The 19,256-nt window shown below is 67.8% G+C and carries 16 protein-coding genes; 8 read left to right on the top strand and 8 right to left on the bottom strand.

The genetic code is table 11. The annotated features are described in order from the left end of the window. Nucleotides 1-22: 22 nt before the first annotated feature. Nucleotides 23-3,607, bottom strand: a complete 3,585-nt coding sequence (locus DL990_RS14150; protein WP_125798967.1) for a discoidin domain-containing protein — start codon at nucleotides 3,605-3,607, stop codon at nucleotides 23-25. Nucleotides 3,608-3,792: 185 nt separating this feature from the next. Between DL990_RS14150 and DL990_RS41800 the strand changes: the two genes are divergently transcribed. Next, nucleotides 3,793-4,029 carry a hypothetical protein gene (locus tag DL990_RS41800; protein WP_233598979.1) on the top strand — a complete coding sequence of 79 codons (237 nt, stop codon included), beginning with the start codon at nucleotides 3,793-3,795 and terminating at the stop codon, nucleotides 4,027-4,029. A 259-nt stretch (nucleotides 4,030-4,288) separates the two neighbouring features. Continuing rightward, the gene (locus DL990_RS14140) at nucleotides 4,289-5,032 is read left to right on the top strand and encodes a GAF and ANTAR domain-containing protein (protein WP_125786895.1); all 744 of its coding nucleotides are present in this window, start codon (nucleotides 4,289-4,291) and stop codon (nucleotides 5,030-5,032) included. Here the strand turns inward: DL990_RS14140 and DL990_RS14135 are convergent. Together DL990_RS14135 and DL990_RS14130 are read right to left on the bottom strand one after the other, a co-directional pair. Then, the gene (locus DL990_RS14135) at nucleotides 5,029-6,168 is read right to left on the bottom strand and encodes a Gfo/Idh/MocA family protein (RefSeq protein WP_125798966.1); all 1,140 of its coding nucleotides are present in this window, start codon (nucleotides 6,166-6,168) and stop codon (nucleotides 5,029-5,031) included. The two genes, DL990_RS14140 and DL990_RS14135, sit on opposite strands and share 4 nt — an antisense overlap. Before the next feature lie 87 nt (nucleotides 6,169-6,255). Beyond that, on the bottom strand, nucleotides 6,256-6,627 hold the full coding sequence (locus DL990_RS14130; protein WP_125798965.1) for a MerR family transcriptional regulator: 372 nt from the start codon (nucleotides 6,625-6,627) through the stop codon (nucleotides 6,256-6,258). 63 nt (nucleotides 6,628-6,690) lie between these two features. On the opposite strand from DL990_RS14130, the gene DL990_RS14125 reads away from it, so the two are divergent. Beyond that, entirely contained in the window at nucleotides 6,691-7,917 is a 1,227-nt protein-coding gene (locus DL990_RS14125; protein ID WP_125798964.1) for an MFS transporter, read from the top strand. Here the strand turns inward: DL990_RS14125 and DL990_RS14120 are convergent. Then, nucleotides 7,838-8,734 carry a LysR family transcriptional regulator gene (locus DL990_RS14120; RefSeq protein ID WP_125786899.1) on the bottom strand — a complete coding sequence of 299 codons (897 nt, stop codon included), beginning with the start codon at nucleotides 8,732-8,734 and terminating at the stop codon, nucleotides 7,838-7,840. The two genes, DL990_RS14125 and DL990_RS14120, sit on opposite strands and share 80 nt — an antisense overlap. 87 nt (nucleotides 8,735-8,821) lie before the next feature. Between DL990_RS14120 and DL990_RS14115 the strand changes: the two genes are divergently transcribed. Beyond that, nucleotides 8,822-10,159 (top strand): aspartate aminotransferase family protein, encoded by a 1,338-nt coding sequence (locus DL990_RS14115; protein ID WP_125798963.1) that lies wholly within the window; start codon nucleotides 8,822-8,824, stop codon nucleotides 10,157-10,159. A 48-nt stretch (nucleotides 10,160-10,207) separates the two neighbouring features. Here DL990_RS14115 and DL990_RS14110 read toward each other — a convergent pair whose 3' ends face one another. Then, entirely contained in the window at nucleotides 10,208-11,011 is an 804-nt protein-coding gene (locus DL990_RS14110) for an alpha/beta fold hydrolase (protein WP_125798962.1), read from the bottom strand. A gap of 14 nt (nucleotides 11,012-11,025) precedes the next feature. Continuing rightward, nucleotides 11,026-11,892: a bile acid:sodium symporter family protein gene (locus DL990_RS14105; protein WP_125786902.1), complete on the bottom strand. Its 867-nt coding sequence runs from the start codon at nucleotides 11,890-11,892 to the stop codon at nucleotides 11,026-11,028. A gap of 193 nt (nucleotides 11,893-12,085) precedes the next feature. Between DL990_RS14105 and DL990_RS14100 the strand changes: the two genes are divergently transcribed. After that, on the top strand, nucleotides 12,086-12,631 hold the full coding sequence (locus tag DL990_RS14100) for a DM13 domain-containing protein (protein WP_125798961.1): 546 nt from the start codon (nucleotides 12,086-12,088) through the stop codon (nucleotides 12,629-12,631). Here DL990_RS14100 and DL990_RS14095 read toward each other — a convergent pair. After that, entirely contained in the window at nucleotides 12,628-13,257 is a 630-nt protein-coding gene (locus DL990_RS14095) for a TetR/AcrR family transcriptional regulator (RefSeq protein WP_125798960.1), read from the bottom strand. The genes DL990_RS14100 and DL990_RS14095 overlap by 4 nt on opposite strands. Nucleotides 13,258-13,317: 60 nt before the next feature. Here DL990_RS14095 and DL990_RS14090 point away from each other — a divergent pair, with 60 nt between their 5' ends. From DL990_RS14090 to DL990_RS14080, 3 genes are all read left to right on the top strand, one after another. Next, nucleotides 13,318-13,749 carry an RpiB/LacA/LacB family sugar-phosphate isomerase gene (locus tag DL990_RS14090; RefSeq protein ID WP_125786905.1) on the top strand — a complete coding sequence of 144 codons (432 nt, stop codon included), beginning with the start codon at nucleotides 13,318-13,320 and terminating at the stop codon, nucleotides 13,747-13,749. Between the two features lie 262 nt (nucleotides 13,750-14,011). Next, a complete protein-coding gene (locus DL990_RS14085; protein WP_125798959.1) occupies nucleotides 14,012-15,649 on the top strand; it encodes a glycosyl hydrolase family 18 protein in 1,638 nt (545 codons plus the stop codon). A gap of 11 nt (nucleotides 15,650-15,660) precedes the next feature. Beyond that, complete coding sequence (locus DL990_RS14080) at nucleotides 15,661-17,028, top strand: cellulose binding domain-containing protein (RefSeq protein ID WP_199746375.1); 1,368 nt, start codon at nucleotides 15,661-15,663, stop codon at nucleotides 17,026-17,028. Nucleotides 17,029-17,281: 253 nt separating this feature from the next. On the opposite strand, the gene DL990_RS14075 is transcribed toward DL990_RS14080, so the two are convergent. Then, nucleotides 17,282-19,051, bottom strand: a complete 1,770-nt coding sequence (locus DL990_RS14075) for a chitinase (RefSeq protein WP_125798958.1) — start codon at nucleotides 19,049-19,051, stop codon at nucleotides 17,282-17,284. Nucleotides 19,052-19,256 lie beyond the last annotated feature (205 nt).

Raw genomic sequence — 19,256 nt, 5'->3', positions numbered from 1 at the left:
GAGCGCGGGCCGAGGCGGGCACTCAGTTGCGGTTGATCGTGAACGTGCTCGTCTTGTTCCTGATGTCCTCGGCGTTGTCGTTCAAGGTGAGCCCCGTGAACGTCGCCGAGCCGACGGCCGGGCCCTGCCCCGGTTCCGGCAGTTCGTTGACCCAGATCCCGATCCCCGACTTCGCGTCGAACTCGTCACCGCTGCGGTGCGCGCCGGTGATCGACACGTTCGTCAGCACCGTGTCCTCGACCGGGTTCTCCGGCCGGTTGCCGGTGTACTTGGTCTGGAACATGATGCCGCTGTACGTCGGGCTCTGGATGTCCACATCGGACACCCGGATACCGCGGAACTCCTTGGACGCGGAGAACATCCAGATCGCGGGGAACGTCTGCTGTCCCCAGAAATGACCGCCGGCGCGAACCAGCGAGACGTTCTGGACGGTCGTCGGCCGCGGGCCGAACCCGAGGAACGGGTAGCCGAAGTCGAGCGAGCTGATCGTGATCCCCGAGTACGTCAGCGTGTCCGCGATGTAGAGGTTGCGGAAGGTGTTGCTGTGCCCGCCGTACACCGCCAGCCCGGCCGCGCGCCACGGAAGCAGCACGGTCAGGTTCTCGAACACGTTGTCGTACTGGTTGCCGGCGTTGAGGTCCGTGGCGGCGAACAGCGCGAAACTGTCGTCGCCGGTGGAGCGGGCCTCGTTGTTGGTGACCCGGTTTCCCGTGCTGCCGTTGGTGAAGTTGACGCCGTCGGCGAACATGTCGCGGATGCGCGAGTTCTTCACCGTCGTGTTGTCCACATTGGTCGCCCAGAGCAGGCACATCTGGTGCTCCACCCAGATGTCGTCGATGGTCATGTTCGTGACGTTCGTGAAGTTGAAGACCTTGCCGGGGCCGTCGATGCGGGAGGTGTAGTTCCCGAACACGGCGAACCCGCCGAACGTCGAACCGCTCGCGCTCGCCTGGGCGTCGAACCCGATGTCGGTGTTCTCCTGCCCGGCGGGCGCGGTGAACCTCGTGAACCAGGGCCCGGCGCCGAGCACCGTGACCGGCTTGCCGTACACGGTGACCTTGCTGGTCATCGGATACTGCCCCGGCGGCAGGAAGACGCCGGTGAGGTTCGGGTCCTGGCGGACCTTGTCCAGCGCGGCCTGCACGTCCTGCTGCGTGAACCCGGCCGGGACGGCGTAGCGTGCCGGGTCGGGGTTCGCGGCCGCGGTGGCCAGCTCGAAGTTCACGAAGTCGATCGCGTAGTTCAAGCCGTTGCCGGCGTCCTTCTGCAGCTTGATCCTGTGCCCGGCGGGCACCGTGGTGCCGAGCAGCATGCTGGCCTCGTCGTAGATATGGCGAGCGGGCCCGGAACCCGGCGAGTTGTTCGGCCCCGCTTCGGGGCCGTAAAGCCAGGCGTGGCGCGAAGTCAGGTCGATGGCTTTCAGGAACGTGCCGTCGACGTAGACGTTCAGCGTCGAGTTCTGCCCGCCGCCACCCACGGCGTCCGGCATCGAGAACCGGGTCACCAGGGTGTTCGTGGCCGCGCGGGTGGTGAACTCGACCGAGGAGCCGGTCGAGTTCAGCGTCACGGCCTTGCGGCCCGACGCCTCGCCCGCGAGATCACCGATCTTGCGGTTCGGGCCGATCACGGACGCGCCGCCCGCGACCACGCCGTCCTCGGCTTCGTACATGTCGTAGGGCAGGTTCGCGCCGCGGCCGACGAAGAGCGCCTGCGTGCTCGTGTTGTTGCCCTGTTTGGCAGGCAACTCGTTGGTGTCGTTCGCGACGACCGTTTTGACCGTGTACCGGCCGTTTCCGGCGGTCCAGGTGCCGGCGTTCACCGGCGGCGCGGTGGCTCCCGCGGCGATCGCGCCGGTGTACGAGCCGGTGAGCGTCTTGACGACGGTGCCGTTCTGATCGGTGATCGTCACCGTGACGCCGTGGGCGCCGCCCGCCGAAGCGACCGTGCCCTGATTGCGCACCGTGGCGGTGAAGGTCACGGTGTCACCCATCGTCGGGTTGTTCGGCGACCAAGCGGTGGCCGCGACGAGGTCGGAGCTCTGCACCGGGCTGACGACGAGCGCCGTCGAACCGGTGTAGGAGTTGTTGCTCTCGTCCTGCTCGACAACGGCGTTCGCCTCGTCCACCTTCGCGGTGAGCTGGTGGCTGCCCGCCTCCCTGGCGCCGATGTCCGCCGACACCGTCGCCGACGCGCCCCCCGCGAGAGCGCCGACCGGTGCGGTGCCGACCTTCGTCGTGCCCAGGTAGAGGTTCACGTCCGTCGCCCCCGAGGCCGCGGTCCCGGCGTTGCGAACGGTCGCCGACACGGTGATCGCGTCGGTCTCCACCGGGTTCCGCGGCGACCAGGACACGCCCGAAACCGTCAGGTCGGGGTTCGGCGCGGGAACGCCGAAGACCTGGAATTCCGCGGCCTGTCCGCCGGGGGCGCCGGAGTTGGCGGTGATTCGCAGGCGGATGTCGGCGGCGCGGCCACCGACCGGGATCGTCACGGTGTTCCCGCTCGAAGGAGTGAAGGTGTACGTCTGCGCGGGCACCAGCGTGGTGAACGCGGCCGCGCCCTGGTCACGTCCTTCGACGGCGATCGTCTGCGTGCGCTGAGCCCAGGCCGGATCCGGGTCGAGCTTGACCACGACACGGTCGAGGTCGGCGTTGGATCCGAGCGCCACGGTCAGCTGGTTCGGGTACGCCGCGCCCTCCCAATAGGTGGTCACGGAGTCGTCGTTGGCGTTGGCCGCGACATAGCCGTGCTGCACCGAAGATGCCGTGATCGGCTTGCCCAGCGCGAGATTCGTCCCTGCCCGCGTACCGGTCCTGGTCACGGTGCCGCTGCTCGCCGACTGATTGCCCGCCGCGTCGCGAGCGCGCACGGCGTATGCGACCGTCGCGCTGTCCGGCTGGTCGTCGGTGTAGGTCAGGACGTCACCGGCGACGGCACCGCGAAGCTGCCCGTTGGCGTAGACGTCGTAGCCCGTGACGCCGGTGTTGTCCGTCGATGCCGACCAAGTAAGCCGGATCTTGCCGCTCGAAGGCTCGGTGTAGGCGAGATTCCCCGGCGCGGACGGCGGCTGCGTGTCCCCGCCCGCCGGGCCGTGCACCTCGAACTCCGAGAGCTGGGCGGCGGGCCATCCGGTGTTGGCGGTGATGTTCAGCCGCACGAAGCGGGTGTTCCCGGTGACGTCGAGGGTGACCGTGTTGCCGGTCGCCGGGTCGAACCGGTGGCCCGCCGACGGCACGAGGTCGGTGAAGCTCGTACCGTTCGCGCTGCCCTGCACAGCGAAGGTCTGCGTGCGGGCTTCCCAGCCGGAGGGCAGTTTGAGCACGAGCCGGGCGATGTTCGTCGCCGCGCCGAGGTCGGCCTGGATCCACTGCGGGAACTGGTTGTTGTTGCTTTCCCAGTAGGTGGCCTGGTTGCCGTCTCCGACGTTCGACACGGCATAGACCGGCAGCTGGCTGCTGGCCGTGTACGTCGCGTCGGCGGCTTCGGCGGCGGCGGGAGTCACGACGGCGGCCGGCACTGGAGCGCCGTTCGCCGCGACGGCGGGTGGAGCGAGGAGGAGGGACAGGGCGGCAAACGTCACCGCGTGCGTCAGAAGGCGCTTCGTTCTCATGACATTCCTCTGTTCCGGGAGGGGACTGAGCGGAATCTTCCTGACTCTTGTCATGTTCTTGCGCTGAAATGTTCAAGAATTACAGCCCATGAGGCGGCGCAAGTCAACGTCCGGCCTGACCAGGTGTTTCCCTCAGAAGATGGAGAACGGCGTGCGCCGAGCTGTCGAGTCCCCGAGCCGTACGTTTGGAGCTGGAACGCAGCCGCGGCATCACCATCCGCTCGGCAGTGGCCGCCTTCCGCATCGGCGAGCTGCACGTCAACCTGATCGACATCTTCGCCAACAAGCTCGACAGGGCAGGTGCCCGGTACGAGGGCCTTCTCACCGATCTCGCCGAACGTCTCGGTGTCGCCTGCGTACCGGCGGGCGACTTCCGCAAGATCACCCCGTTCGTGCTGGAAGAGGCGCTGCCGATGCGGTGATCGCGACGCTCTCCCGGCTGGTCGAACGCGGTGGCACCGTCACCGGCTCGGTGACGCGGGGCGACCGGTGTCCTGCCCACGGGAGAGGTCTCCCGGTTCGAACAGCGGCTGCCCGGGCTCACCCGCGGCGAGGGTCTGATGACAGGCGAACCGGCGGGTCACCGGCCACGGGTTAGCCCGAATCGGCCAATGCCCGGCTAGCCGGAACGAGTACGTTCTGGTGGTCGGCGAAATCCGCCGCCCGAGGGGAAGGGCCACGATGGATCAGTTTCGCGACACCGCTTCGGCGTTGCGGGAGCTCACCGAGTCGATGCGGCTCGACGAGCCCCGCGACGAGTTGCTGGAACGGGTGGCGAAGAAGGTGGCCGGCCTGCTGCCGGGTGCGGACGGGGCGACGGTCACGCTGTACTCCGGCGACGAACCGAGCACCGTCGCCACCACCGACCAATCACTGCTGCCCCTGGACAAGGCGCAGTACAGCGCGGACGAAGGCCCCTGCCTGAAAGCCGCCGAGAGCGGCACGATCGTCAGGACCCGGCTGGACGACGAGACAGCCGGACGCTGGCCGGATTTCGCGGCCGCCGCCGAACAGCTCGGCGTGCGGACCTCGCTGAGCTGCCCGCTGTTCGTCCCCGACGAATCCCACTTCAGGCGGCGCGAAAACGAGCCGCTCTCCGGCGCCCTCAACGTCTGGAGTTTCCAGAAGAACGCCTTCGACCCGGTCGAGGCGGCGCTGGTCGCGATGTTCACCTCGGCGATCTCGGCGATCATCCTGACCGCGTCCCGCTGGGCCGCCGCCGAACGACAGGCGGAGACCCTGGTCGCCGCGTTGGAGACCAGGGACGCCATCGCCACCGCGAAGGGCATCGTGATGGCACGTCTGGAGCTGAACGCCGAAGAAGCCTTCCGCTGGCTCACCGAGGCGTCACAGCACACGAACCGCAAGATCCGGGAGATCTCCGTGTTGATCGCCGAAGACCCGGGCGCGGTTTTCGGCCGCTAGCCCAGCGAGATCCGGCGGTTCTCGCGTGACGACTCCAGACCGGCCTCAGCGAGCCGGATGCCGCGCACCCCTGCCATGAAGTCGTAGGGGTGCGGCGCGTCCTCCACGACGTGGCGGACGAACTGCTCCCACTGCGCGCGGAAACCGTTGCCGAAGTCCTCGTTGTCCGGCACTTCCTGCCACTGCGAACGGTACGACCGCGTCTCGGCGAGGTCCGGGTTCCACACCGGCTTCGGGGTGGCCTCCCTCGGCTGGATGACGCATTTGTGCAGGCCCGCGACCGCGCTGCCCTTGGTGCCGTCGACCTGGAACTCGACCAGTTCGTCGCGGTGGACCCGCACGCACCAGGACGAGTTGAGCTGGGCGATGATCCCGCCTTCGAGCTCGAAGATCGCGTACGCGGAATCGTCGGCCGTCGCGGCGTACCGGTCGCCCTTCTCGTCGACGCGCTCCGGGATGTGCGTGACGGCCTTCGCGGTCACGGCGTTGACGGCGCCGAAGAGGTTCTCCAGCACGTAGTTCCAGTGGCAGAACATGTCGACGACGATGCCGCCGCCGTCTTCGGCGCGGTAGTTCCAGCTGGGACGCTGCGCCGCCTGCCAGTCGCCCTCGAAGACCCAGTAGCCGAACTCGCCGCGCACGGAGAGGATCCGGCCGAAGAAACCGCTGTCGATCAGGCGCTTCAACTTGAGCAGGCCGGGCAGGTACAGCTTGTCGTGGACGACGCCGTTCTTGACCCCGGCCGCCTCGGCGTGCCGTGCCAGCGCGAGCGCGCCTTCGACCGACTCGGCCACCGGCTTCTCGGTGTAGATGTGCTTGCCGGCGTCGATGGCGCGGATGATCGACTTCTCGCGGACCGCGGTCAGCTGCGCGTCGAAGTAGAGCGAGAGGTCGTCGTCGCCGAGGGCGGCGTCGAGGTCGGTGGTCCAGCGGGTGAGCCCGTGCCTGGTGGCGATCTCCTCGAGCTTGTCCGCGTTGCGCCCCACCAAAACCGGCTCCAGCTGGACCCGCGACCCGTCGGCCAGCTCGACCCCGCCGGCCTCCCTGATCGCCAGGACCGAACGCACCAGGTGCTGCCGATAGCCCATCCGCCCGGTGACGCCGTTCATCACGACGCCGAGTTTCCGCGTGGTCATCCGTTCTCCTTTGAAAGCGCTTTCCTGCCCACATCCTGAAAGCGCTTTCTCACCCTGTCAAGACCGTGCGGGGAAAGTCCCTCCGGCTCAGGACGCCGGGTCGTAGGCGCGGACGGCGTCGAGGTACTCGGTGATGGCGTCCCGGTTGCGCAGCAGGCATTCGGCACGCCGGGTCATCCGGTCGCGTTCGGCCTCCAGGGTCTCGAGCATCTCACTGGTCGCGTCCGGGAAGTAGATCTGCCGGGGTTTGTCCAGGCACGGCAGGATCTGCTTGATGATCCTGGTCGGCAGCCCGGCGTCGAGCAGGCCGCGGACCTGGATGACCCGGTCCACCGAAGACTCGCCGTAGTCGCGGTAGCCGTTGGCCTGCCGCTCCGAGATGATGAGACCCTGCTCTTCGTAGTACCGCAGCAGACGGCGCGACGTCCCCGTCCGCTCCGACAGCTCCCCGATCCGCATGTGCGCCACCTCACCCCGGCCGACTTGACCTTCACATCTATGTGATGGTTCGAGCATACGGTCATGACTCCGAAACTCCCGCTCGGCGCCTTGCTCGCGCTGACCACGGCGGCGTTCGTCACCGTCCTCACCGAAGCCCTGCCCGCGGGGGTGCTGCCCGCGATGAGCGCCGGCCTCGGCGTCGGCGAAGCGGCGACAGGGCAGCTGGTGACGGTGTACGCGATCGGCACCGCGCTCACCGCGATCCCCCTGTCCGCCGCCACCGCGGGCTGGCGCCGCAAACGCTTGCTCCTGGCAGGCGTGGCCGGTTTCGCCGTCGCCAACACCGTCACGGCACTGTCCACGAACTACCCCCTGACCCTCGGCGCGCGGTTCGTCGCCGGGATCGCGGCGGGCGTGGTGTGGGCACTGCTGACGGGTTACGCCCGTCGGCTGGCGCCGGAACCGGTGCGGGGCAAGGCGATCGCCATCGTGATGACCGGCATCCCGCTCGCACTCTCTCTCGGCATCCCCGCCGGCACCTTCCTTGGCGGCCTCCTCGGCTGGCAGGTGACGTTCTCGCTCATGTCGGCGCTCGCGCTCGTCCTGCTCGGCTGGATCACGCTGGCCGTCCCCGATTTCCCCGGGCAGGCCAAGGGCGGCAGGCTCCCGGTGCGCAAGACCCTCGCCGTGCCGGGCGTGGCCGCGGTCCTGTTCGTGACGCTGACGTTCGTGCTGGCGCACAACATCCTCTACACCTACATCGCCACCTTCCTCGAGCACGTGTCGATGGGCGGTTCGGTGGATCGGATCCTGCTGGTGTTCGGGCTGGCGTCGATGGTCAGCATCTGGTTCGTCGGCGTCGGGATCGACCGGCGGCTGCGCCCGCTGACCGTCGCGAGCACACTTCTCGTAGCGTTCGGGGCGACGATTTTGGCTCTGCTGGGCGAAAGTCCGGCGCTGGTCTACGTCGCCGTGGCACTGTGGGGACTCGGCTGGGGCGGGATCCCGACACTGCTGCAGACCGCGGCCGCACAGGCGGGCGACAAGGGCGGCGCGGCGGACATCGCGCAGGCCATGCTGGTCACCCTGTGGAACGCGGCGATGGCGGGCGGCGGGATCGCCGGCGGCGTCCTCCTCGACGGCTTCGGTGCCGGTTCGTTCCCGTGGAGTGTCCTGGTGTTGCTCGTGCCGACGCTGGCCGTGGTGCTGGTGGCGCGGCGGCACGGGTTCACAGCGGCAGCTCCGGATGACTCCGGATCGCCTCGAGAACCAGGTCGACAGCGGCGCGAGGCGCGGACCCGCGCCTGATCGCCGCGGTGATGGCGCGGTCGACCGGCGTCGCGAGCTCACGGGTGGCGACGCGGTAGCGCCGGTCGACGGCGAGGCCGGGCAGGAGAGCGATCGAAAGCCCGGCCTCGACGTGCTGCAAGGTCATCATGTAGTTGCTGAACCGGGCGATCACGCGCGGCTCGAAACCGGCTTCGCGGCAGAGCCGGGTGGCGAGATTCGCCATGTACGACCGGGGGATGTCGAACGCCCATGGCTCGCTCGCGTAGGCGGCGAGGTCGGCGGGGCCACGACCCGCCGCCGGATGCCCGGTCGGGACGACGAGCACGATCGGGTCGGTCGCGAGCGGCACGAGCTCGATGTCGGGACCCAGCGGTTGTTCGACGAAGTCCGTGGTGGTGATGATGACGTCGGCGTCACCGACGCGGAGCGCGGGCATGCTGACGTGCGGTTCGAGTTCGAGCAGTTCGATCTGGAGGCGCGGATGCGAGCGCGCCAGCCGGTTCACCGCGGGGACGGCGATGGTGTGGATCGAACTCTGGAAGGCGCCGAGGCGGACGAGCCCCGCCGGCCCCTCGCCGAGACCGCGCAACTCGGCCTCGACGGTGTCCATGTGGTCGAGGATCTCCCTCGCGCGGCGGGCCAGCATCCGGCCTGCCGGGGTCAGCCGGACGCGGCGGCCGGTGCGTTCCAGCAGCTGGGTACGTGTTTCGGCCTCGAGGACCGCGAGCTGCTGGGACACGCTCGACGCGCTCAGGTTGGCCGCCTTCGCGACCGCGCGGACGGTGCCGAGCGTGTCCAGCCTGCTCAGCAGGCTGAGCCTCCAGGGGTTGAGCATGGACGCCATTGTTGTACGGATCAGCCGAACAGCACAGCCGGAATCGTGAGATGGACGTGTCGCTCGGATCCGATTTACCGTCGGAACATGGCTGCTCCCCACACCGACCTGTCCACCGCCGACCGTTTCTGGGCCGACGCCGACCGGCACCTCGTGCGCTACGCCGGGGCCGGCGACTTCACCCGCGAGATCATCGACCACGCCGCCGGGAGCTACCTGTTCACCGAGTCCGGGCGGCGGATCCTCGACTTCACCTCCGGGCAGATGAGCGCGATCCTCGGGCATTCGCATCCCGAGATCGTCGAGACCGTGCGGCGGCAGATCGGCTCGCTCGACCACTTGTTCAGCGGGATGCTGAGCCGCCCCGTCGTCGACCTCGCGCGACGGCTGGCCGAGACTTTGCCGTCACCGCTGGAAAAGGCGTTGCTGCTGACCACCGGGGCGGAGTCGAACGAGGCCGCGATCCGGATGGCCAAACTGGTGACGGGCAAGCACGAGATCGTGTCTTTCGCCAGGTCCTGGCACGGGATGACGCAGGCGGCGGCGAGCGCGACCTACAGCGCGGGCCGCAAGGGTTACGGCCCGTCCGCGCCCGGCAACTTCGCCATCCCCGCGCCGAATTCCTATCGGCCGGACTTCCTCACCCCGGACGGGGAACTGGACTGGAAGCGGCAACTGGACTTCGGATTCGAGATGATCGACGCCCAGTCCGTCGGCAGCCTCGCGGCGTGCGTCGTCGAACCGATCCTCAGCTCGGGCGGCATCATCGAGCCGCCTGCGGGTTATTTCGCCGCTCTGCAAGAGAAGTGTCGCGAACGCGGGATGCTGCTGATCCTCGACGAAGCACAGACCGGCTTGTGCCGCACGGGAAACTGGTACGCCTTCGAGCGCGACGGCGTCGTCCCCGACATCCTCACGCTGTCCAAAACGCTCGGCGCGGGACTCCCGCTGGCGGCGGTGATCACGAGCGCGGAAATCGAGCAGGAAGCGCATGACCGCGGCTACCTGTTCTTCACCACGCACGTCGCGGATCCGCTGGTGGCGGCCGTCGGGAACACCGTGCTCGACGTCCTCACCCGCGACCGCCTCGACGAACGCGCCACCGAACTGGGCGCCTTCCTCCGCCGCGGACTCGACGACCTCGCCACCCGGCACCCCGTCGTCGGCGACATCCGCGGCCGCGGCCTGCTGGTCGGCGTGGAACTCGTCGTGGACCGTGCCACCAAGCAAAGCTCCGACGAACTGGGCGCCCTGGTCACGCGGCGCTGTCTCGAACTGGGACTGCACATGAACATCGTGCAGCTGCCGGGAATGGGCGGGGTCTTCCGGATCGCTCCCCCGTTGACCGCGACGGAGGACGAACTGGCGGAAGGGCTGGGGATCCTGGACAAGGCGATCGGTGACGCCAGCGTGCGCTGGTCTTGAGTCGAGGTGGTCGTGAGTGGCGTTTCGGGTTAGAACCCGAAACGCCACTCACGACCCACTGAACTCACGAAGCAGCCGAGCGACCTCGCCTGGCCGCTCCAAGAACGGCGAGTGCCCGGCGCCCTCGACGACCTCCACCCGAGCCCCGATCGCCGAGTACCGGGCGAAAGTCTTTTCACAGTCGTAAAAACGGTCCCGTCGTCCGAGAATCACCAAGCACGGCAACGCCAAAGCCGCCGCCTGCGCGTCGAGAGGCCGAGCGGCCAGCGAGCGCGCGCGTTCCACGAGAACCACCCGGGCCATCGCCGGCGCGGTGACGGCGTGATCGGCCAAGTCCTGCAAGGGATCGTCGAACCAGCTCACCCGCCGGAACCGGGACGCGAACCGGGTCCACCGCCGATGGGCGACGAGCCGCACGAGAGCACTGACCATCGGCAGCAACACCGAACTGCCCGGCGGAAAGAACGCGTAGCTGTAGTCCGGCGCCTGTCCGATCAACACCAAGGAACCGACTCGCGGAGAGATCGCGGCCAGCGCCAAGGCGACATCCGCACCGTAGGAGTGTCCGGCGACCAGGACGTCCTCGACACCCAGAACGTCGAGGACTGCGGCCACCATACGTGCCTGCGACGCCGCGTCGAAACCCGAAGAACCACCGGTGCATCCGTGTCCCAGCAGATCCACCCTGATCACCCGATATCGCGCGGCCAGGCCGAGGGTGAGCCTGTCGAACCAGTGCACCGACCCGCAGTACCCGTGCAGCAACAGTATCGGCGGCCCGGCACCGTCCTGACGGACATGGACGGCGACACCGTTCACGTCGAGGAGGTCGCCGATGGGGAAACGAGGCACGCCCCGAACTTAACTCAGACCGGCGCGCTCACTTTGCCGCGGGACAACAGGAAGGCCGCGATCCCGGCGGGCAGGAACATGAGCACACCGTAGATCCCGGCCGGTACGGCCATCGCCTTGTCGCCGAGCACGGAGATCGCCACGGCGATGGCGAGGGTGGCGTTGTGGACACCGATCTCCATGGCGGACGCGATCGACTGCCCGCGGTCCACCCGGAACAGCCGCGGCACGTAGTACCCGATCGCGAGACTCAGCACGGAGAGCGCCAGCGCCACCGGCCCGAGTGTCCAGATGTTGTCCACCAGCGTCCGGAACTCCTGCGCGATCGCCGCCGCGATCACCAGGACGAGCACCACGGCGGAGCCGATCTTGACCGGTTTGCGCATCCGCTCCGCCCAGTCGGTGAACCGGTGCCGCACCGCCATCCCGATCACGACCGGGATCAGCACGATCGCGAACACCTGCACGAACTTCGCGGGCTGGAGCCCGACGGAGGCACTGCCGTCGAGGAATTCGGCCATCGACAGGCCGACGACCAGCGGCAGGGTGAACACGGCCAGCACGGAGTTGATCGCCGTGAGTGTGACGTTGAGGGCGACGTCGCCGCCGGCGAGGTGACTGAACAGGTTCGCCGACGTCCCACCGGGCGAGGCGACGAGCAGCATCATGCCGACCGCGAGCACACCGCCGAGCCCGAACAGCATGATGAGGCCGACGCAGATCACGGGCAGCACGATCATCTGGCACACCAGCGCGATGACGGCGGCCTTCGGGTACTTCAGCACGCGCGTGAAGTCGCCGACGGTCAGGGTCAGCCCCAGCCCGAACATGACCAGCGCCAGCGCTATCGGCAGGAGAATGGAAAACATCGCCGAACCCATCGAGGGGCCTCCGTCCGATATGCCCTTTTCAGATCGGCAATCGTGTCAAGCGGCGTGAACCGGGTCAAGGCACCGAAACCCAGCCGTGACCCCGCCCAGCCCGACGAGAGCAGCGCTCTCCATAGGCGTCGTAAGAAGTCGGTAACCAGGCGAACCGGGCGATCCGGACGGTTCGCGCGGTTGAATGTCCCCCATGAAACGCAAGCGGGTGCTCGCCGTGGTGGCGGTCGGACTGGTGGTGGCGGGGGCCGCGGGCCTCTACTGGTTCCAGCCATGGAAGCTCTGGGTGAACGAAACGGTCCAGGAGGCCCTGCCCGTCGCGGCCCAGCCGTCGGTTCAGCCGACGACTCAGACCACCGGAAGTGCCACGCCCGCACCGAAAGAGCCCGCGGTCGTGGCCACCGGCGCACTGATCAGCCACGAGCACACGACCAGCGGCGACGTCCGGATCCTGCGCGCGGCCGACGGATCACTGGTGCTGCGCCTGGAGAACCTCGACACGAGCAACGGACCGGATCTGCGGGTCTGGCTCACCGACGCGCCGGTCATCCCCGGCAAGGGTGGCTGGTTCGTGTTCGACGACGGCGCGTACGTGAGCGCCGGGAAACTCAAGGGCAACAAGGGAAGCCAGAACTACACGCTGCCCGCCGGCACCGATCTGGCGCGGTATTCGAGCGTGACCATCTGGTGCGAACGGTTCAGCGTTTCCTTCGGCGCGGCCGCGCTGACCAAGGTTTAGGCGAGCCTGTCCACGGCGTACTCCATCTCCGCACGGACGGCGCGCAGATCGATGCCGCCGGGATCGATGATCGCCGCCACGGCGATTCCGCGCAGCTGCCCCACGAGCGCCGCCGCGTACGCGTCCGGGTCGCGGACGCCGCCGATGGAGCCGTCCGCGATCCCGGCGGCGACGGTCTGCGCGATGGCGAACCGGTACCGGCGATCGGCCTCGGTCATCGCCGACCGCACCGCGGGGTCGCCGACGGTCGCGTCCGTCCACAGCACCACGAACGCCCGGTTCAGCGGCGGCATGTCGGTGAGCAGCTCGAAGAAGATGTCCAGCAGAGCGCGCAGCATGTCCATCGGACTGGGCGTCAGCCCACCGGTCCGGGTGGCGACGGCGGCGCTGAAGACGTCGGCGAACTTCTCCGCGGCGAACTCGACGAGCCGCTGGACCAGCGTCTCCTTCGAGCCGAACAGCCGGTAGACGACGCCGCTGGGGTAGCCGGTCCTGGCGCAGATCATGCCGATCTTGAGCCGGGCGAAACCTGCCTCGCCGATGAGGCGGGCGGCGGTGTCGAGAATCCGGGTCCGTGCGATCTCCTGGTCACGCTGGACCTGGCGCTCCTCCGCAGACGAGTCCACGCCGCGATCCTCCCATGACTTCCGGTTCGTCACCCGTCGACGCGGCGTTACGATCCGGACATGAGGATCGCCTTCGCCGCCGACGACAGCAACGCCACCACGGACGCCGTCCAGGCGTACCTCGCCGAGGCGGGCCACGAGGTGTTCCGCCCGGCGACGTCGGACGTCTGGCCGGAACTCGGCGCGGCGGTCGGCAGGGCGGTCGTGGCGGGCGAGGCCGACTTCGGCGTGGTGATGTGCTGGACCGGGACGGGTACGGCCATCGCGGCCAACAAGGTCCCCGGGGTGCGCGCGGCACTGGCCTGGGACACCTGGATCGCCGCCGGCGCGCGCAAGTGGAACGACGCCAATGTGCTGGCGCTGAGTCTCAAGCGGCTGGCCCCCGACGTGGCCGTCGAAATCACCGAGGTGTTCCTTTCCGGCGTCCTGCCCGACCCCGACGAATCCGCGAATATCGCCAGGCTCGGCGAAATGGACGAATTCCGCCACTGACCGGCACCGAACCAGTGAACGGTTAACGCTGTCGAACGTATTAGGCCGTTCGCAGGAAAATCACCACTCTACGTAGTGACGCTTCCCATATTGGTCCAGACCACGTACCGTCTCCCGCAACAAAGCGTTTCCGCATGGAGGTGGTCGATGAAGACGCATCCCCGCCTGCCCGGCTCCGGCCGCGGCAACGCGATGTCGCCGATTTCCCTTTGACGAAATCATCTCCAAGATCATTTCCCTGCACCGGGTTGTAAGGAGTGAAATGTCGAGAAAAAGATGGCATCTGGTCGGCCTGTTCACGGCCGTGGCGGCGCTGGCGGTCGGTTTGGTGACCGTGCCGGCGAACGCGGCCGGCGGCGTCGGAGCCACCCTGACCAAGGGCTCGGACTGGGGCTCCGGCTGGGAAGGCAAGTACACGATCACCAATAACTCGGGATCGAGCCTGACCAACTGGACCCTCGAGTTCGACCTCGCGGCCGGCCACTCGATCGCCTCGCTGTGGGACGGCAGCTACACCGTCTCCGGCCAGCACGTGACCGTCAAGAACACCTGGAACGGCAACCTTTCCAACGGCGGTTCCACCAGCTTCGGCTTCAACGTCAAGTACTCCGGCGCCTACACCGCGCCCGCCAACTGCAAGATCAACGGCGGCTCCTGCGACCCGGGTGGCGGTAACCCGACCACGACGCCGACCGTCTCGACCACCACGACGTCCAATCCCCCGACGTCGACCAGCACGAGCAACCCGCCGACCACCACGACTTCGAACCCGAACCCGGGCGCGAAGAAGAACCTCGGTTACTTCGTGCAGTGGGGCGTCTACGGCCGCAACTATCACGTGAAGAACATTCACACTTCCGGTTCCGCGGCGAAGCTGACGCATATCAACTACGCGTTCGGCAACGTCACCAACGGCTCCTGCTCGGCGAATGACGACACCTACGCCGACTACGACAAGTTCTACGACGCCGGGTCCAGTGTGGACGGTGTCGCGGACTCGTGGGACGCGGGCTCGCTGCGCGGTAACTTCAACCAGCTGCGCAAGCTCAAGAAGATGTACCCGGGCCTGAAGGTGCTGTGGTCGTTCGGTGGCTGGACCTGGTCCGGCGGCTTCGGCCAGGCTTCGAAGAACCCGGCCGCGTTCGCGGAGTCCTGCTACAAGCTGATCAAGGACCCGCGGTGGGCCGACGTCTTCGACGGCATCGACATCGACTGGGAGTACCCGAACGCCTGCGGTCTCACCTGTGACACCAGCGGTCCCGCCGCGATCAAGAACGTGGCTCAGGCGCTGCGCACCAAGTTCGGTTCCTCGTTCCTGGTCACCGCCGCGATCACCGCGGACGCCAGCAGCGGCGGCAAGCTCGACGTCGCCGACTACGGCCCCGCCTCGGCGTACTTCGACTGGTACAACGTCATGACGTACGACTTCTTCGGCGCTTGGGCGGCGCAGGGTCCGACGGCCCCGCACTCGCCGCTGACCTCGTACCCCGGGATCCCACAGCAGGGCTTCAACTCCGACGACGCCATCCAGAAGCTCAAGGCCAAGGGCGTCCCGGCGAGCAAACTGTTGCTGGGTATCGGTTTCTACGGCCGAGGCTGGACCGGTGTCACGCAGGACGCGCCGGGCGGCACCGCGACCGGAGCGGCACCGGGCACCTACGAGGCGGGCATCGAGGACTACAAGATCCTCAAGAACAGCTGCCCGTCGACCGGCACGATCGCGGGCACCGCGTACGCGAAGTGCGGCAACAACTGGTGGAGCTACGACACTCCCGCGACCATCAACGGAAAGATGGGCTGGACCAAGAACCAGGGTCTCGGCGGCGCGTTCTTCTGGGAACTCAGTGGTGACACCTCCAACGGCGAACTCGTCTCGGCCATGCGCAACGGCCTGAACTGAGGAGTCTGACAGTGGGCAAGCGGACTTGGATCCAGGCCGTCGGCCTGGCCGACGCCGCGGCAACGGCCGGCGCGGTCCTCGTGATCGCGCCGGCCTCCGCGGCCGGCGGCGTCGGCGCCGCCTTCAGCAAGGGTTCCGATTGGGGCTCCGGCTGGGAGGGCAAGTACACGATCAGCAACAACTCCGGATCGGGCCTTCCCTCCTGGACGGTCGAATTCGACCTCCCCGCGGGGCACTCGATCGCTTCGCTGTGGGACGGCAGCCACTCGGTCTCCGGACAGCACGTGACCGTCAAGAACACCTGGAACGGCAACCTTTCCAACGGCGGTTCCACCAGTTTCGGCTTCAACGTCAAGTACTCCGGGGGCTACGTCGCCCCGGCGAACTGCAAGATCAACGGTGGTTCCTGCGATCCGGGCGGCGGTGGCCCGACCACCACGCCGACCACGCCGACCACCACGACCACGACCTCTCCGACGACGACCACGAGCACCCCGCCGCCGCCCGGCGGCCGTGGCGCGCCGTATCTGTACATGGGCTCGGGCAGCCCGCCGAACCCGCAGACGGTCATGAACGCGACCGGGATCAAGTGGTTCACTATGGCGTTCATCCTGTCGTCCGGTGGCTGCAATCCCGCTTGGGACGGCAGCCGTCCGCTGCAGGGCGGCGTCGACGCGAACGCGATCGCGCAGATCAAGGCCGCGGGCGGGCAGATCGTGCCCTCCTTCGGCGGGTGGAGCGGCAACAAGCTCGGCCCGAACTGCTCGACGCCGGAAGCGCTCGCCGGGGCCTACCAGAAGGTGATCGACGCCTACGCGCTCAAGGCGATCGACATCGACATCGAGAACACCGACGAGTTCGAGAACGCGGTGGTGCAGGACCGCGTCCTGAACGCGCTGAAGATCGTGAAGGCGAACAACCCCGGTATCCAGACCATCCTCACCTTCGGCACGACGACCAGCGGCCCGAACTCCTGGGGCAACCGGCTCATCGACCAGTCGAAGGCGCTGAACGCCGGGATCGACGTCTACACGATCATGCCGTTCGACTTCGGTGGTGGCGCGGACATGTACGGGAACACCATCAAGGCCGCGAACGGCCTGCGCGACAAGCTGAAGTCGACCTTCGGGTGGAACGACGCCACGGCGTACAGCCACCTCGGCATCAGCGGGATGAACGGTCTTTCGGACCAGCGGGAACTGACGAGTCTCGACACCTGGACCCGGATCACCGACTGGTCCAAGACGAACAAGATCGCCAGGCTCGCGTTCTGGTCGACCAACCGTGACCGGGGCTGCCCGAACGGCGGGGTCGCCGAGAACTGCAGTGGCATCGCTCAGAACGACTGGGACTTCACGCGGATCACCGCGGCCTTCTGACGTCCCTTGAACCGCGGGCCCGCACCGATGCTGCACGGTGCGGGCCCGCTCCTTGCGCCCCCGCAATTCGCCATCTACTTGCGATCCTTGCGTTGCGCATCGATCGCATCCAGATGACGAATTGCGCGGTGGGCGGTCGCGAGCCGGGCACAGTTCCGTGAAGGCCTCCTTGAGGGACCCTGGGTCCCTCAAGGAGGCCTTCACGGACCTTCGCAACTAGTCACCTAATTGCGAAGGGGGCCCAGGCAAGCCGTCAGGGCAGGGCGTTCAGGAACGGTTCGTGGGCGTTCTGGAACTCCCAGCCGTAGTACCGGTCCCAGTTGATCGACCACGTCATCAGTCCGCGCAACGCCGGCGAAGCGCCGCCGCGCAAGGAATACGACCCGCAGCCGGAGTTCTTCACCAGGCAGTTCAGCGCCGAATGCACCGCGGCGGGCGCGGTGTGCCCGTTGCCCGCGCTCACCGCGGCAGGCAGGCCGAACGCGATCTGGTCCTCCCGCAGCCCCGGGAACCGGAAACCGGTCGAGGACACGGTGAAGCCCGCCTTGATCATGTCGGTCATCGCGATGTGGAAGTCCGCGCCGCCCATGAAGTGGTACTGGTTGTCCAGGCCCATCACCGGCCCGGAGTTGTAGTCCTGGACGTGCAAGACGGTCAGCGCGTCCCGCATCGCGTGGATCACCGGCAGGTACGAACCGGTCCGGTTGTCGGCGCCGCCGAGGCCGCCGTAGTACTGGTAGCCGGTCTGCACGAAGAACGTCTCGGGCGCCATCGTGAGCATGAATCCCGCTCCGTACTTGCCTTTCAGCGTCTTCAGTGCCGAAATGAGGTTGACGATCACCGGCGTGGTCGGGTTGCGGAAGTCGTTGTCGCCGGAGTTGAGGTACAGCGAGTGGCCCTCGAAGTCGATGTCGAGCCCGTTCAATCCGTACCGGTCGATGATCGCCGAGACCGAACTGACGAAAGCGTCACGTGCCGCGGTCGTGGTCAGCTGGACCTGGCCGTTCTGCCCACCGATGGAGATCAGCACCTTCTTACCCTGCGCCTGCTTCGCGCGGATCGCGGCGATGAAGTCCGCGTCGCTTTCCACGGCCGGGCATTCCGCGACCGGGCACCGCGTGAAGCGGATGTCGCCGGAGGTCACCGAAGTCGGCTCGCCGAAGGCCAGGTTGATGATGTCCCACGCCGCCGGGACGTCGGCCATCCGCGTGTAGCCGGAGCCGTTGGCGAAGCTCGCGTGCAGGTAACCGATCAGCGCGTGTTTCGGCAGACCGGTGTCGACGCAACCGGAAGTCGTGGCGCTCGCCTCCGCCGTCTTCGGCGATTCGCCCGTGCTGTTGTACGCGGCCACCGAGTAGTTGTGCGAGGAACAGGCCGCCAGCCCCGAGATCGTCGCCGAAGTCCCGGTCACCGTCGCGACCACGGTCCCGCCCTCGTACACGCGGTAGCCGGTCACCGTGCCCGCCGAGGCACCCCACGACAGCGCGATCGACGAATTCGTCACCGTGCCCACGGCCGGATTCCCCGGCGTCGGCGGCGCACCGGGGGTGCCACCGCCGGGCCCGTCGAGGCTGATGTCGTCCGCGTAGAAGGTGCCCGACCCGTACCAGCCGTGGACGTACACCTCGGCCGTCGTCTGCGTGGCCGACGTCGTGAACGAAAGCGACAGCTGCGTGTACGAGGTCGCCGCCGTCCAGGTCGACGGCCCGCCCGTGACCCCGAGGTACACCGGGTTCCCGTTCACCCAGGCGGAAACCGCGTAGGTCGTGTTCGGCCGGACGGACACCGTCTGTGCGCATTTCCCGGTCGTCGAGCCGGGCGTGACCGAAACGGCGTAACCGCCCGAACGGACCGGGGTGCTCACGGCCGCGCCCGCCGCGCAGGACCAGCCGGACGTCGAGCCCGCCTCGAAGCCGGGGTTGAGGAGCAGGTTGGCCGCGTTCGCGGTGCCGCCGCCCGTGATCAGGCCGGTGAAGGTGAGCACCAAAACGGCCAGAAAGGCCAAGGATCTGGAACGCCTCATCGCGATTCCTCCGTGAAAGGGCGGCCTGCCGCCGCGCTGGGCTAATTGTCTAGACCAATATGCGGAAAGTCCATAGCAAGGACGCACCAGTGCCTAAAGACCCGATTACTCAGGGCTGCTTTACCGGTGTGACGCGCGGACGTACTCCGTAACGTCGGAGGAACCAAACAGGGCTGGGGGCTTTCGGGAGGTGGGGACGATGGCA

Source organism: Amycolatopsis sp. WAC 01416 (assembly GCF_003947485.1).
Classification (GTDB): Bacteria; Actinomycetota; Actinomycetes; order Mycobacteriales; family Pseudonocardiaceae; genus Amycolatopsis.
This window is presented reverse-complemented; position numbering and strand designations above follow the sequence as displayed.